Here is a 15,325-nt window from a genome sequence, read left to right as displayed (position 1 = left end):
GACTGGGCCCCGTCACGAGGAGCTTGGGCAGCCGCAGGACCGGGCTGCCCTAACCGGTCGCGCTGCCGCGGCGGTTGGTCCGCCACAGTTGGTGGAGGTGCTTCGCGCCGGGCCGCACGAAGCGCACGAGCATGGTGAGGAACGGCAGCGGGTCGTCACCCGCGAGCCAGGCCAGCTCCGTCCCGCTCGCCCTCGCCGGCGCGTGCGGCGTCGTACAGCCGCTGCGGCGGTAGGCGAGCAGGGCGGGCAGGTCGATGTTCTCCACGACGTACCGGCGGCCCGCGCGCTGTTCCCCCTCCGGAACGGGGCGACCGGTCAGGTCGAGGTGCATGGCACGCACGACATCCACCCCCGACTCGCTCTCGAAGAGCCGGAACTGGGCGCCCATGCGCGGATTGAAGTCGAGGAGCTTGTACTGTCCGTCGCGCCGGTCGAAGCGCAGGTCCAGGTCGACGATGCCGGTGAAGCCGATCTGTTTGATGAAACGCGCGGCGAGGTCGGCGAGTTCCGGGTTGTCCACGATGTACGCGTTCGCCGTCATCCCCGCATGCGGCGGCCAGGAGCGGACCTTGACGCCGGTGAACATCGCGAGCGGGGCCGAGTCCTGACCGAAGTAGGCGTGCACGATCCAGTCCTCGGCCTCCTCCCGCGGCAGGTACTCCTGCAGGACCACGCCGGGCCGCTCGCCCCAGTCGCGGGCGAGGGTCAGCAGGCCCTCGCGGGTGGTGATCCTCGTGGTGCCGTTCACGGCCGGGCGTTCGCGCCGTACGAACGCCTCGCGGTTCTTGGCCACCACCGGGAAGCAGGCCTGGTCGGCGAACGCCACGATCTCGTCGTACGACTGCGGGAAGGCGGCCGCGGGGCTGGGGATTCCGTGCTCCACGCACATCTCGTGCAGGCCCTGCTTGCTGGCCAGGCGGCGCGGCAGGCCGGGGGCGACGCGCGGGAAGAGGAAGCGGCTTTTGAGCTCGTCCTGGTGTTCGGCGATCAGGACGGCGGCCTCTTCGTCCGTGGGTACGAGGACGGTGGGCCGGCCGATGCGGCGGCCGACCCGCAGCAGGCCCTCCACCAGGTGGTCCGCCTCCTCCGTGCCCCGTGTCGGCCAGACGAACGCACGCCTGAGATAGCGGGAGGCGGCGGCGGGCGTGTACGCGTCCTCGGTGATCGCGTACACGGGGATGCCGAGACGGCCCAGACTGCGGATCGCGCCCACCCCGCCGTGGTGCAGCGGATAGTCCCCGAACTTCACGATCAGGCCCGGTACATCACGGTCGGCCCGGAAAGGCACACTGACGGCATTCCTGGCCACGGGCCCCCCACGTGTCCCCCTGCGGAGCGGACCCACCCCGCCCGCGTCCCCCAAGGACGCTAAGCCGGAATTGACCCCTCCCACAAGACCAATTCGGACATTGCAAACTCTTTAGGCCCTGCCCAAGAACGGCAGTACCCCCGTAACGTGTGGCGCGACCACATGGAAAGCACGTGGATCACGTGGATAACGGGAAAGGAAGGCAGTACACCCCATGCCCCCCTTCGAGGTCCCCGAGGGCGACCCCTTCGGTCCGCACAACCTTCCCTACGGCGTCTTCTCCCGGGCCGGGTCGCCGGAGAGGACCGTCGGCGTCCGGCTCGGCGACCACGTTCTCGACGCCGGTGCGGCGGCTCGGGCGCTCGGCTCGCCGTACGCCGACCTGCTCGCGCGGCCGACCCTGAACCCCCTGCTCGCCGCCGGCCGCACCGCGTGGTCGGACGTGCGGCGCGCGCTGACGGCGTGGGTGACGGTGCCGTCCCACCAGGAGGCGGTCGCGCCGTTCCTGCACCCGCTGTCCTCGGTGACCCTGCACCTGCCCTTCGAGGTCGCGGACTACGTCGACTTCTACTCCTCGGAGAACCACGCCCGCAATGTCGGGCAGATCTTCCGCCCGGACGCCGCGGACTCGCTGACCCCCAACTGGAAGCACCTGCCGATCGGTTACCACGGCCGCTCCGGGACGGTGGTGGTCTCGGGCACGGACGTCCTGCGCCCCTCGGGCCAGCGGAAGGCTCCCACCGACCCCGCACCGGTGTTCGGTCCTTCGGTCCGGCTGGACATCGAGGCCGAGGTCGGCTTCGTGGTGGGCGTCCCGTCGCGGATGGGGCAGCCGGTCGCGCTGGGCGACTTCCGCGAGCACGTCTTCGGGCTGTGCCTGCTCAACGACTGGTCGGCGCGCGACATCCAGGCCTGGGAGTACGTCCCCCTCGGCCCGTTCCTCGGCAAGTCCTTCACCACGTCGGTGTCGGCGTGGATCACCCCGCTGGACGCGCTGGAGCACGCGCGGGTGGCTCCGCCGGAGCGCACCCATCCGCTGCTGCCCTATCTCGACGACTCCGCGGAGGAGCCCGGCGGCTACGACCTGCGGATCTCCGTCGCGATCAACGGTCACGTGGTGTCCGAGCCACCGTTTTCCACCATGTACTGGACGGCCGCGCAGCAGCTCGCCCACCTGACCGTCAACGGCGCCTCGCTGCGCACGGGAGACCTGTACGGCTCGGGCACGGTGAGCGGACCCACCGAACGCGAACGCGGCTCGCTGCTGGAGCTGACCTGGAACGGCCGTGATCCGCTGGAACTCCCGGACGGCAAGCGGGCGTTCCTGGAGGACGGGGACGTGGTGACGCTGTCGGCCTGGGCTCCGGGGGCGGGCGGCGCCCGGGTGGGGCTCGGGGAGGTGGCGGGGCGGATCGTGTCGGGATGACGGGGGTGTCTGTGGCCGGTGTGGCGGGGGAATCGGTTGCGGCCGGCCCCTGACTCCCGGTGCCCGTGACCGTCATACTGGCGGCAGGCCGTGCGCGCCCGACGCGCCGGCCTGCCGTACCCCACCGCCCCACCACCGCACGACCCCGACACCCGCCCCCTCCGACGAGGATCCGGAGTCCGTGGCAATGACCGTCTGCCTGCTCCTGCTGGGCGCCGTCGCACTGACGGTCGCCGTGCCGGTCCCCCGCGCGCTGACCCGGGCGGCGTGGCCCGAACGGGAGCCCGTCGTCGCGCTGTGGGTGTGGCAGTGCCTGGTCGCCACGGCTCTGCTGTGCTGCCTCGCCGCCCTGGTGCTGGGCACCGCGGCCGTCTTCCGCACCGTTCACGACCGGGTCTTCGCCCCGGCGCCGCCGGCCGTGACCGCCGCGTACGACCTCTCGGCGGCGCCTGCCTGGACAGCCGGCCTCACCCTGCTGCTGGCCTGCGGCGCCGCCTGGACCACCGCGATGCTCGCCCGCGAACTCGTCGAGGCGCGCCGGCGCCGCGGCCTGGCCCGAGCGCACCTGCGCGAACGCGCTCCCGACCTGCCCGCCGGCCTTCCGGCGGCCCGCGGGCCGCTGCTGGTGCTGGAGGACGAGTACCCCGACGCCTGGTGGGTGCCCGGTCACCCGCCCCAGCTGGTCGTCACCACCGGCGCGCTGCGCCGGCTCACCGGCCACCAGCTCGACGCCGTCCTCGCCCACGAGCGGGGTCACGCCCGCGCCCGCCACGACTGGCTGCTGCACCTGTCGACCGCGCTGGCCACCGGCTTCCCGCGCGTTCCGCTGTTCGCGCACTTCTGCGACCAGACGCACCGGCTGGTCGAACTGGCCGCCGACGACACGGCCTCCCGCCGCCACGGCCACCTCACCACGGCGCTGGCCCTGATCGAGCTCAACCAGCACCGCGGAGTCCTCTCCTGCGCCAACAGCCACCGCCTGCTGGGCGAGCGGGTGGACCGCCTCCTGGAGCCCCCGCCCCGGCTGGACCGCGGGCACAGGACGCTCACCACGGCGGTGGCGTCCCTGGTGCCCCTGCTCCCGCTGCTGATCACATTCGCCCCGGGGCTGACGGCCATGTGACGCCCGCCCCTGTGCCCAGCCGCCTACATCCAGTCGTCGGGTTCCGGTTCGGGCAGGTCCTCCGCCGGTTCCGGTCCGCCCGGACCGGCCGTGCCGTCATCGGCCACTGCCGCGCCGGGCGGCCCGCCCAGTGACTCGAGCACCGCGAGCACCCCGTCCCCGTACGTCGCCAGTTTCTTCTCGCCGACGCCGCCGACCGTGCCGAGCTGTGGCACGGAGACCGGCCAGAGCATGACGATCTCCCGCAGGGTGGCGTCGTGGAAGATCACGTAGGCCGGGACCCCCTGCTCGCGGGCCTGTTCGGCGCGCCAGGCGCGCAGGGCCTCGAAGGCGGGGAGCAGTTCCTCGGGCAGCTCGGCCGCCGCCGCCTTGGGTTTGCGGTCGGCCCGGGCGGTCGACGCCCGTACGGCCGCCGGCTTCCCCGGCTCCTTGCGCAGCGGCACCTCACGCTCGCGCCGCAGCACCGAGGCGCTGCTGTCGGTCAGTACCAGCGTGCCGTACTCACCCTCGACCGCGAGCAGGCCCTGCGCCAGCAACTGCCGTACGACACCCCGCCATTCGCCCTCGGTGAGTTCCTCGCCGATGCCGAAGACGGACAGTTGGTCGTGGTCGAACTGGATCACCTTGCCGGTGCGCTTGCCGAGCAGGATGTCGATGATCTGCCCCGCGCCGAACTTCTGACCCCGCTCCCGCTTCAACCGCACCACCGTCGACAGCACCTTCTGGGCCGCGACCGTGCCGTCCCAGGTCTCGGGCGGGGTCAGGCAGGTGTCGCAGTTGCCGCAGCCGGCCGGGTCCGGGTCCTGGCCGAAGTAGGCGAGGAGCTGGCCGCGGCGGCACCGGGCCGTCTCGCACAGGGCGAGCATCGCGTCCAGATGGGCCTGGGCCCGGCGGCGGAAGGCCTCGTCGCCCTCGCCGGACTGGATGAGCTTGCGCTGCTGTATGACGTCGTTCAGGCCGTAGGCCATCCAGGCCGTCGACGGCAGGCCGTCGCGTCCCGCGCGGCCGGTCTCCTGGTAGTAGCCCTCGACCGACTTGGGCAGGTCCAGGTGGGCGACGAACCGTACGTCCGGCTTGTCGATGCCCATGCCGAAGGCGATGGTGGCGACCACGACCAGGCCGTCCTCCCGCAGGAACCGGGACTGGTGCGCGGCGCGGGTGCCCGCGTCCAGACCGGCGTGATAGGGCACCGCCTCGATGCCGTTGCGGCTGAGGAACTCCGCCGTCTTCTCCACCGAGTTGCGTGACAGGCAGTACACGATGCCCGCGTCGCCCGGGTGCTCCTGACCGAGGAAGGTCAGCAGCTGCTTCCTGGGGTCGGCCTTGGGCACGATCCGGTACTGGATGTTGGGCCGGTCGAAGCTCGCCACGAAGTGCCGGGCCTGCGGCATGTTCAGCCGCTGGGTGATCTCCTGGTGGGTGGCGCGGGTGGCTGTCGCCGTGAGCGCGATCCGCGGCACGTCCGGCCAGTGCTCGCCCAGCAGCGACAGCGCCAGGTAGTCGGGGCGGAAGTCGTGGCCCCACTGGGACACGCAGTGCGCCTCGTCGATGGCGAAGACGGAGATCTTGCCGCGGGAGAGCAGGTCGAGCGTGGACTCCAGGCGCAGCCGCTCCGGTGCCAGGTAGAGCAGGTCCAGCTCGCCGGCCAGGAACTCCGCCTCCACCACGCGACGCTCGTCGAAGTCCTGCGTGGAGTTGACGAACCCGGCGCGCACACCCAGCGCCCGCAGCGCGTCCACCTGGTCCTGCATGAGTGCGATCAGCGGCGACACGACGACGCCCGTACCGGGTCTGATCAGGGCCGGAATCTGGTAGCACAGCGATTTGCCACCACCGGTGGGCATGAGCACGACGGCGTCGCCGCCCGCCACCACATGCTCGATGACCGCTTCCTGCTCGCCCCGGAATGCCTCGTATCCGAAGACCCGGTGCAGCGTGGCCAGCACCTCGCTCGCCTCGCTGTCCATCACTGGCATCTCGGTGACACCGCCCGTCCCGCTCATCGTCTCGTCCCCCGTGCGTCGTCCCTCGACCACTGCCTCCACGATAGGGGTCCGCACCGACGGACCCCGAAGTTATCCACAGGACGCCAGTCCGAAGATCCGCACATACGACTGTCCGGCCCTACATGCGGCTGCCCGGTACCTCCGCCGACGGAGGTACCGGGCAGCCGCGTGTCGCGGAGACGGCCTCAGCGCACGAACACCCCCGCCTGGTTCGCCAGGTCCAGGAAGTACTGCGGCGCCACACCGAGCACCACCGTGACCGCCACGCCCACGCCGATCGCGGTGATCGTCAGCGGTGACGGGACCGCCACCGTCGGGCCCTCAGGACGCGGCTCGCTGAAGAACATCAGGACGATCACGCGGATGTAGAAGAAGGCGGCGACCGCGGACGAGATCACACCGATCACGACCAGCGGGACCGCGCCGCCCTCCGCCGCCGCCTTGAACACGGCGAACTTCCCCGCGAAGCCGGAGGTCAGCGGGATGCCGGCGAAGGCCAGCAGGAACACCGCGAAGACCGCCGCCACCAGCGGCGAACGGCGGCCGAGCCCCGCCCACTTGGACAGGTGCGTGGCCTCGCCGCCGGCGTCGCGGACCAGGGTGACCACGGCGAAGGCGCCGATCGTCACGAAGGAGTACGCGGCCAGGTAGAACAGGACGGAGGAGACGCCGTCCCGCGAGGTCGCGATGACACCCGCGAGGATGAATCCGGCGTGGGCGATCGACGAGTACGCCAGCAGCCGCTTGATGTCGGTCTGCGTGATCGCGACGATCGCACCGACCAGCATGGTGACGATCGCGACCGCCCACATCACCGGCCGCCAGTCCCAGCGCATGCCCGGCAGGACGACGTACAGCAGCCGCAGCAGCGCGCCGAAGGCCGCCACCTTGGTCGCCGCCGCCATGAACCCGGTGACCGGGGTCGGCGCGCCCTGGTAGACGTCCGGCGTCCACATGTGGAACGGTACGGCGCCCACCTTGAACAGCAGGCCCATCGTGACCATCGCGGCGCCGATGAGCAGCAGCGCGTCGTTGCCCATGGTGTTCGCGAGCACCGGGTCGATCCTCGGCACGTTTCCGTCGACGACCTGCGCGATCGTCGCGTACGACACCGAGCCCGCGTACCCGTACAGCAGCGCGATGCCGAACAGGGTGAACGCGGAGGCGAACGCGCCCAGCAGGAAGTACTTGACCGCCGCCTCCTGCGACATCAGCCGCTTGCGGCGGGCCAGCGCGCACAGCAGGTACAGCGGGAGGGACAGGACCTCCAGGGCCACGAACAGGGTCAGCAGATCGTTGGCCGCCGGGAACACCAGCATGCCGGCGACCGCGAACAGGAGCAGCGGGAAGACCTCGGTGGTGGTGAAGCCGGCCTTGACCGCGGCCTTCTCACTGTCGCTGCCCGGTACGGACGCCGCCTGCGCGGCGAAGGAGTCGACCCGGTTGCCGTGCGCGGCCGGGTCCAGTCGCCGTTCGGCGAAGGTGAACAGGCCGACCAGGGCCGCCAGCAGGATCGTGCCCTGCAGGAACAGGGAGGGTCCGTCGACGGCGATGGAGCCCATGGCCGCGATCTGCGCCTTGGTGGTGCCGTATCCGTCCGCCGCGAGCGCGACGACCGCGGCGAACGCGGCGCAGAGCGCGACGACGGACACGAACACCTGCGCGTAGTAGCGCGACCGGCGCGGGACGAACGCCTCGATGATCACCCCGACGATCGCCGCGCCCACGACGATCAGGGTGGGCGACAACTGCCCGTATTCGATCTTCGGCGCGTCGATCTTCGAGATCGGATCGGCCGCGGTTGTCCACAGGTTGTGGACGACTGCTGTGCTCACTTGGCCGCCTCCACCTCGGGCTTGGGGTCGGTCTTGTGTACGTCGGACAAGGTCTGTTTGACCGCCGGGTTGACGATGTCCGCGACGGGCTTGGGATAGACGCCCAGGAAGATCAGCAGCACGACCAGCGGTGCCACGACCACCAGCTCCCGCACCCGCAGGTCCGGCATCGCCGAGACCTCCTTCTTGACCGGGCCGGTCATCGTCCTCTGGTAGAGAACGAGGCTGTACAGCGCGGCGAGCACGATGCCGAAGGTGGCGGCGATGCCGATCGCCGGGTAGCGCGTGAACGTGCCGACCAGGACCAGGAACTCACTGACGAAGGGCGCCAGTCCCGGCAGGGACAGGGTGGCGAGGCTGCCGATCAGGAACGTGCCGGCGAGCACCGGAGCGACCTTCTGCACACCGCCGTAGTCGGCGATGAGCCGGGAGCCGCGACGGGAGATCAGGAAGCCGGCGATCAGCATGAGCACGGCCGTCGACAGGCCGTGGTTGACCATGTAGAGCGTCGCCCCGGACTGGCCCTGGCTGGTCATCGCGAAGATGCCCATGATGATGAAGCCGAAGTGCGAGATCGACGCGTACGCGATCAGGCGCTTGATGTCCCGCTGGCCGACCGCCAGCAGCGCACCGTAGATGATGCTGATCAGGGCCAGGACCAGGATGACCGGCGTGGCCCACTTGCTCGCCTCCGGGAACAGCTGGAGGCAGAAGCGGAGCATCGCGAAGGTGCCCACCTTGTCGACCACGGCCGTGATGAGGACGGCGACCGGCGCGGTGGACTCCTGCATGGCGTTGGGCAGCCAGGTGTGCAACGGCCACAGCGGCGCCTTCACCGCGAAGGCGAAGAAGAAGCCGAGGAACAGCCAGCGTTCGACGTCGGTCGCCATGTGCAGCGAGCCGTTGGCACGGGCCTGCGCGATCTCGGTGAGCGAGAAGCTCCCGGCGACCACGTACAGGCCGATCACCGCGGCCAGCATGATCAGGCCGCCGGCCAGGTTGTAGAGCAGGAACTTCACCGCCGCGTACGACCGCTGTGTCGACGCCGCCTTCTCCCCGTGCTCGTGCGCACGGTCCCCGAAGCCCCCGATGAGGAAGTACAGCGGGATCAGCATGGCTTCGAAGAAGATGTAGAAGAGGAAGACGTCGGTGGCCTCGAAGGAGATGATCACCATCGCCTCAAGAGCCAGGATCAGGGCGAAGAAGCCCTGTGTCGGCCGCCAGCGGCGGCTTCCGGTCTCCAACTGGTCGGCGTCGTGCCAGCCGGCCAGCATCACGAACGGGACGAGCAGGGCGGTCAGCCCGATCAGCGCCACCGCGATGCCGTCCACGCCCAGTTCGTACCGGACCCCGAAGGCCGCGATCCAGGAGTGGGACTCGGTGAGCTGGTAGCGGGCACCGCCCGGGTCGAAGCGGACCAGGATGGTGACCGCCAGCGCGAGCGTGCCCAGCGAGACGGCCAGGGCGAGCCACTTGGCGGCGGTGCGCCGGGCGGCCGGCACGGCGGCCGTGGCGATGGCCCCGACGGCCGGGAGTACCGCCGTCGCTGTCAGCAGAGGAAAGGACATCGGTATCAGACCGCCCTCATCAGCAGGGTCGCGGCCACCAGGAGTGCCGCACCGCCGAACATCGAGACCGCGTAGGAGCGCGCGAAGCCGTTCTGCAGCCGGCGCATCCGCCCGGACAGGCCACCGACCGAGGCCGCCGTGCCGTTGACGACACCGTCGATCAGGGTGTGGTCGAGGTACACCAGGGACCGTGTGAGGTGCTCGCCGCCGCGGACCAGGACGACGTGGTTGAAGTCGTCCTGGAGCAGGTCGCGCCGGGCGGCCCGGGTGAGCAGCGACCCGCGCGGGGCGACGACCGGGACCGGCTTGCGGCCGTACTGGGCCCAGGCGATGGCCACGCCGATCGCCAGGCACACCATGGTCGCCGCGGTGACGGTCAGGGCGCTGAGCGGCGAGTTGCCCTCGCTGTGTCCGGTGACCGGCTCCAGCCAGTGCAGGAAGCGGTCGCCGATGCTGAAGAACGCGCCGCCGAGGACCGACCCGACGGCCAGCACGATCATGGGGATCGTCATGACCCTGGGCGACTCGTGCGGGTGCGGCTCGGCGCGGGTCCCGCGATCCTCGGCCGCCGGCTCCACGTCGGGCTCGGCGGGGGAGGCCGTCGGCCGGTTGCGCCAGCGCTCCTCGCCGAAGAACGTCAACAGCATCACGCGTGTCATGTAGAACGCGGTGATGGCCGCGCCCAGCAGGGCCGCGCCGCCGAGGATCCAGCCCTCGGTGCCGCCCTTGGCGAAGGCCGCCTCGATGATCTTGTCCTTGGAGAAGAAGCCGGACAGGCCCGGGAAGCCGATGATGGCGAGGTAGCCGAGGCCGAAGGTGATGAAGGTGACCGGCATGTACTTGCGCAGGCCGCCGTACTTGCGCATGTCGACCTCGTCGTTCATGCCGTGCATGACCGAACCGGCGCCGAGGAACAGCCCGGCCTTGAAGAAGCCGTGCGTCACCAGGTGCATGATCGCGAAGACGTAGCCGATGGGGCCGAGGCCCGCGGCCAGCACCATGTAGCCGATCTGCGACATGGTCGAGCCGGCCAGTGCCTTCTTGATGTCGTCCTTCGCGCAACCGACGATCGCACCGAACAGCAGCGTGACCGCGCCGACGACGGTGACCACGAGCTGTGCGCTGGGCGCGCCGTTGAAGACCGCTGCGGAGCGGACGATCAGGTAGACGCCCGCGGTCACCATCGTGGCGGCGTGGATGAGGGCGGAGACCGGGGTCGGGCCCTCCATCGCGTCGCCGAGCCAGGACTGCAGCGGCACCTGGGCGGACTTGCCGCAGGCGGCCAGCAGCAGCATCAGGGCGATGGCGGTGAGCCTGCCCTCGGAGGTGTCACCGGCGTGGCTGAACACCGGCCCGAAGGCGAAGGTCCCGAACGTCGCGAACATCAGCATGATCGCGATGGCCAGGCCCATGTCGCCGACGCGGTTGACCAGGAAGGCCTTCTTCGCCGCGGTGGCCGCGCCGGGCTTGTGCTGCCAGAAGCCGATCAGCAGGTAGGAGGCGAGGCCGACACCTTCCCAGCCGAAGTACAGCAGCAGGTAGTTGTCGGCGAGGACGAGCAGCAGCATCGCCGCGAGGAACAGGTTCAGATAGCCGAAGAAGCGGCGGCGCCGCTCGTCGTGCTCCATGTACCCGACCGAGTACAGGTGGATCAGCGAGCCGACACCGGTGATCAGCAGTACGAACGTCATCGACAGCTGGTCGAGGCGGAACGTGACGTCCGCCTGGAAGCCGGCCACCGGGATCCAGCTGAACAGGTGCTGGGTCAGGGTCCGCTGGTCGGCGCTCCTGCCGAGCAGGTCGGCGAAGAGGACCAGGCCGATCCCGAAGGAGACGGCCGCGAGCAGGGTGCCGATCCAGTGGCCGACGGCGTCCAGGCGCCGGCCGCCGACCAGGAGGACGGCCGCTCCGAGCAGGGGCGCCGCGATCAGCAGCGCAATCAGGTTCTCCACGATTCTTCCGACCCCTTACAGCTTCATCAGGCTGGCGTCGTCGACCGAGGCCGAGTGGCGGGAACGGAACAGCGACACGATGATCGCGAGCCCGACCACGACCTCCGCTGCGGCGACGACCATCGTGAAGAACGCGATGATCTGGCCGTCGAGGTTGCCGTGCATCCGGGAGAAGGCGACGAGCGCGAGGTTGCAGGCGTTCAGCATCAGCTCGATGCACATGAAGATCACGATGGCGTTGCGCCGGATCAGCACGCCGGTGGCGCCGATCGTGAACAACAGGGCGGCGAGGTAGAGGTAGTTGACGGGGTTCACTTCGACGCCTCCTCGGACCGCTTGAAGGTCGCCGGCTCGATCTCGGTGCGCTCCAGGCGCTCCTCGGCGCGCTGCTCCAGGGCCCTCAGATCGTTGAGCGCCTCCGTGGAGACGTCCCGGATCTGGCCGCGCTCGCGCAGCGTCTTGCTGACGGTGAGCTCGGACGGGGTGCCGTCGGGCAGCAGGCCGGCGATGTCCACGGCGTTGTGGCGGGCGTAGACGCCGGGTGCCGGCAGCGGCGGTACGTGCGTCCCCTCGCGCACGCGCTGCTCGGACAGCTCGCGCTGGGTGCGGGCCCGCTCGGTGCGCTGGCGGTGGGTGAGCACCATGGCGCCGACGGTGGCCGTGATGAGCAGGGCGCCGGTGAGTTCGAAGGCGAACACGTACCGGGTGAAGATGAGGGAGGCCAGGCCCTCCACATTGCCGTTCGCGTTCGCCCTGCCGATGCCGTGGAAGTCCTTGAGGGAGGCGTGGGCGATGCCCGCGAAGAGCAGGATGCCGAAGCCGAGCCCACACAGGAGGGCCAGCCAGCGCTGGCCCTTGATGGTCTCCTTCAGGGAGTCCGCGGCGGTCACACCGACGAGCATCACCACGAACAGGAACAGCATCATGATCGCGCCGGTGTAGACGACGATCTGCACGACGCCCAGGAAGTAGGCGCCGTTGGCGAGGTAGAACACCGCCAGGACGATCATGGTGGCGGCCAGGCACAGCGCGCTGTGCACGGCCCTCCTCATGAAGACGGTGCACAGGGCGCCGATCACCGCGACGGTGCCGAGGACCCAGAACTGGAAGGCCTCTCCGGTGGAGGTGGAGTAGGCGGCGAGCTGTGCGGTCATCGGCCGATCACCTCCTCCGACGCGGGTTCGTCCTCGCCGAAGGTCGAGGAGGCCTCCTGCGGGGCCTCTCCCTTGGAGACGGCGGCCTGGCGCACCGTGCCGGGCGCGGCCTCCGTCACCAGACCCCGGTAGTAGTCCTGCTCGTCGGTGCCCGGGTAGATGGCGTGGGGCGTGTCGACCATGCCCTCTTCGAGTCCGGCGAGCAGCTGTTCCTTGGTGTAGATGAGGTTGGCGCGGCTGGAGTCGGCCAGTTCGAACTCGTTGGTCATCGTCAGCGCGCGCGTGGGGCACGCCTCGATGCACAGGCCGCACAGGATGCAGCGGGCGTAGTTGATCTGGTAGACGCGGCCGTACCGCTCGCCCGGCGAGTAGCGCTCCTCGTCGGTGTTGTCGGCGCCCTCCACATAGATGGCGTCGGCGGGGCAGGCCCAGGCGCACAGCTCACAGCCGATGCACTTCTCCAGGCCGTCCGGATGGCGGTTGAGCTGGTGCCGTCCGTGGAAGCGCGGAGCGGTGGTCTTCTCCTGCTCCGGGTACTGCTCGGTCAGCCGCTTCTTGAACATGGCCTTGAAGGTCACGCCGAAGCCGGCCACGGGGTTCAGGAAACCGGGGTTGGTCTCCTTGGGCTCCTCAGCCATCGGACGCCTCCTTTCCATCCAGAGATCCGTCACGTTCAGTATCCGACCCGCCACTGACAATCAACTCGCGCTCGCGGCGCGGGCGGCGCCGCGGCACCGGCGGCAGCTCCTGCCCCGGCAGCGGCGGTACGGGGAATCCGCCGGCCATCGGGTCGAAGCCGACGGGTTGGGCGACGGGCTTCTCGGCGGCCTTCGCCCGTTCGCGGAACATGTCGGCGACGAAGGACAGGACCAGTACGGTCAGCACGGCGGCGCCGACGTACAGGGCGATGTCGACGAAGTCGACGTTCTCGTTGCGCAGCACCCGCACTGTCGCCACGAGCATCAGCCAGGCCACGGAGGCCGGGATGAGCACCTTCCAGCCGAGCTTCATCAGCTGGTCGTAGCGGACCCGTGGGAGCGTGCCGCGCAGCCAGATGAAGAAGAACAGCAGCAGCTGGACCTTGATCACGAACCAGAGCAGCGGCCACCAGCCGTGGTTGGCGCCCTCCCAGAAGGTGCTGATCGGCCAGGGGGCCCGCCAGCCGCCCAGGAACAGCGTGGTCGCCACCGCCGAGACCGTCACCATGTTCACGTACTCGGCGAGCATGAACATCGCGAACTTGATCGACGAGTACTCGGTGTTGAAGCCGCCGACCAGGTCGCCCTCGGACTCCGGCATGTCGAACGGGGCGCGGTTGGTCTCGCCGACCATCGTGACGATGTAGAGGATGAAGGAGAACGGCAGCAGCAGGATGTACCAGCGGTCGTGCTGCTGCTCGACGATCGCCGATGTCGACATCGACCCCGAGTACAGGAACACGGAGGCGAACGCGACGCCCATGGCGATCTCGTAGGAGATCATCTGCGCGCAGGACCGCAGGCCGCCCAGGAGCGGGTAGGTGGATCCGGAGCTCCAGCCCGCCAGCACGATGCCGTAGATGCCGACGGAGGCGACCGCGAGGATGTAGAGCACCGCGATCGGCAGGTCGGTCAGCTGCATCGCGGTGCGGTGGCCGAAGATCGAGATCTCGTTGCCGGCCGGCCCGAAGGGGATCACCGCGATCGCCATGAAGGCCGGGATGGCGGCGACGATCGGCGCGAGGACGTAGACCACCTTGTCCGCGCGCTTGACGACGAGGTCCTCCTTGAGCATCAGCTTCACGCCGTCGGCCAGCGACTGGAGCATGCCCCAGGGGCCGTTCCGGTTGGGGCCGATGCGCCGCTGCATCCAGGCGACGACCTTGCGCTCCCAGACGATGGAGAACAGCACGGTCACCATCAGGAAGGCGAAGCAGAACACCGCCTTGACGACGACCAGCCACCACGGATCGGTGCCGAACATCGAAAGGTTCTCAGCGGCGAGGTACGGGCTCATGCCTCCACCTCCTTGGGGGCCTCGGTCGAGGACGTCGCCGGGCCGATACGGACGAGGGAGCCGGGCACCGCCCCGGTGTCGGAGGCGGCACCCCCGCCGACGGAGTTCAGCGGGAGCCACACCACCCGGTCGGTCATCTCGGTGATCTCCAGCGGGAGTTCGACCGATCCCGCGGGGCCGGTCACGGCGAGCAGGTCGCCGTTCCGGACGCCCACCTCGGCGGCCGTGGCGGGCGACACGCGCGCGCGTGCGGCATGCCGGGTGCCGGCGAGCGCCTCGTCGCCCTCCTGCAGGACACCCTGGTCGAGCAGCAGCCGGTGCCCGGCGAGCACGGCCTCCCCGGCGGCGGGCCGGGGCAGTACGCCCGTGGCCCCCTGCGGGTCGTCGGCGCGCGGCCCGGTCCAGGCGCCCAGCCGGTCCAGCTCCGCGCGCACGGTCCGCAGGTCCGGCAGCCCCAGGTGTACGTCCATGGCGTCGGCCAGCATCTGCAGGACGCGCGCGTCGGTGGGCGACAGCGTGCGGGTCATCTGGTCGGGCTTGAGCGCGGCCTCGAAGAAGCGGACCCTGCCCTCCCAGTTGAGGAAGGTGCCGGCCTTCTCGGCGACGGCGGCGACGGGCAGGACCACGTCCGCTCGTTCGGTGACCTCGCTGGGCCGCAGTTCCAGCGACACCACGAAGCCCACCTCGGACAGGGCCTCACGCGCGCGTGCCGGATCGGGCAGGTCGGCGACCTCCACACCGGCCACGAGCAGCGCCTGCAGTTCGCCGCCGGCCGCGGCCTCGATGATCTGGCCGGTGTCGCGGCCGTAGCGGTGCGGGAGTTCGGCGACGCGCCAGAGCGCGGCGACCTCCTCCCGCGCGCGCGGGTCGGTCGCCGGACGCCCGCCCGGCAGCAGCGACGGCAGTGCGCCGGCCTCGACGGCGCCGCGCTCGCCCGCCCGGCGCGGGATCCACACC

At 70.4% G+C, this 15,325-nt stretch carries 12 protein-coding genes; 2 read left to right on the top strand and 10 right to left on the bottom strand.

Translation table 11 applies throughout. The annotated features are described in order from the left end of the window. Positions 1-49: 49 nt before the first annotated feature. Positions 50-1,288, bottom strand: a complete 1,239-nt coding sequence (locus tag DEP02_RS00640) for a carboxylate--amine ligase (RefSeq protein ID WP_112465349.1) — start codon at positions 1,286-1,288, stop codon at positions 50-52. Positions 1,289-1,523: 235 nt separating this feature from the next. On the opposite strand from DEP02_RS00640, the gene fahA reads away from it, so the two are divergent. Continuing rightward, on the top strand, positions 1,524-2,735 hold the full coding sequence (gene fahA / locus DEP02_RS00635; protein ID WP_112465347.1) for a fumarylacetoacetase: 1,212 nt from the start codon (positions 1,524-1,526) through the stop codon (positions 2,733-2,735). A gap of 187 nt (positions 2,736-2,922) precedes the next feature. Beyond that, entirely contained in the window at positions 2,923-3,858 is a 936-nt protein-coding gene (locus tag DEP02_RS00630) for a M56 family metallopeptidase (RefSeq protein WP_112465346.1), read from the top strand. Positions 3,859-3,881: 23 nt separating this feature from the next. Here DEP02_RS00630 and recQ read toward each other — a convergent pair whose 3' ends face one another. From recQ to DEP02_RS00585, 9 genes are all read right to left on the bottom strand, one after another. Beyond that, positions 3,882-5,861 (bottom strand): DNA helicase RecQ, encoded by a 1,980-nt coding sequence (gene recQ / locus DEP02_RS00625; protein WP_112465437.1) that lies wholly within the window; start codon positions 5,859-5,861, stop codon positions 3,882-3,884. A 188-nt stretch (positions 5,862-6,049) separates the two neighbouring features. Beyond that, positions 6,050-7,699 (bottom strand): NADH-quinone oxidoreductase subunit NuoN, encoded by a 1,650-nt coding sequence (gene nuoN / locus DEP02_RS00620; protein WP_112465345.1) that lies wholly within the window; start codon positions 7,697-7,699, stop codon positions 6,050-6,052. Continuing rightward, entirely contained in the window at positions 7,696-9,267 is a 1,572-nt protein-coding gene (locus tag DEP02_RS00615; protein ID WP_112465343.1) for an NADH-quinone oxidoreductase subunit M, read from the bottom strand. The genes nuoN and DEP02_RS00615 overlap by 4 nt, the downstream gene beginning before the upstream one ends. Before the next feature lie 5 nt (positions 9,268-9,272). Continuing rightward, positions 9,273-11,219, bottom strand: a complete 1,947-nt coding sequence (gene nuoL, locus DEP02_RS00610; protein ID WP_112465342.1) for an NADH-quinone oxidoreductase subunit L — start codon at positions 11,217-11,219, stop codon at positions 9,273-9,275. A gap of 15 nt (positions 11,220-11,234) precedes the next feature. Then, positions 11,235-11,534, bottom strand: a complete 300-nt coding sequence (nuoK, locus tag DEP02_RS00605) for an NADH-quinone oxidoreductase subunit NuoK (RefSeq protein ID WP_112465340.1) — start codon at positions 11,532-11,534, stop codon at positions 11,235-11,237. Further along, the gene (locus tag DEP02_RS00600) at positions 11,531-12,373 is read right to left on the bottom strand and encodes an NADH-quinone oxidoreductase subunit J (RefSeq protein WP_112465339.1); all 843 of its coding nucleotides are present in this window, start codon (positions 12,371-12,373) and stop codon (positions 11,531-11,533) included. Before DEP02_RS00600 ends, nuoK begins: the two co-directional genes overlap by 4 nt. After that, a complete protein-coding gene (gene nuoI, locus DEP02_RS00595) occupies positions 12,370-13,011 on the bottom strand; it encodes an NADH-quinone oxidoreductase subunit NuoI (protein WP_112465337.1) in 642 nt (213 codons plus the stop codon). Before nuoI ends, DEP02_RS00600 begins: the two co-directional genes overlap by 4 nt. Further along, entirely contained in the window at positions 13,004-14,368 is a 1,365-nt protein-coding gene (gene nuoH / locus DEP02_RS00590) for an NADH-quinone oxidoreductase subunit NuoH (RefSeq protein ID WP_112465336.1), read from the bottom strand. Before nuoH ends, nuoI begins: the two co-directional genes overlap by 8 nt. Continuing rightward, positions 14,365-15,325, bottom strand: a 961-nt coding sequence (locus DEP02_RS00585) for a molybdopterin-dependent oxidoreductase (protein WP_157977350.1), incomplete at its 5' end; no start/stop codon positions are given. The genes DEP02_RS00585 and nuoH, both read right to left, overlap by 4 nt.

The sequence above is a fragment of the Streptomyces triticisoli genome (genome assembly GCF_003270085.1).
Lineage (GTDB): Bacteria > Actinomycetota > Actinomycetes > Streptomycetales > Streptomycetaceae > Streptomyces > Streptomyces triticisoli.
Note: the sequence above shows the minus strand (reverse complement) of the source record. Positions and strands in the feature narration are given on the sequence as shown.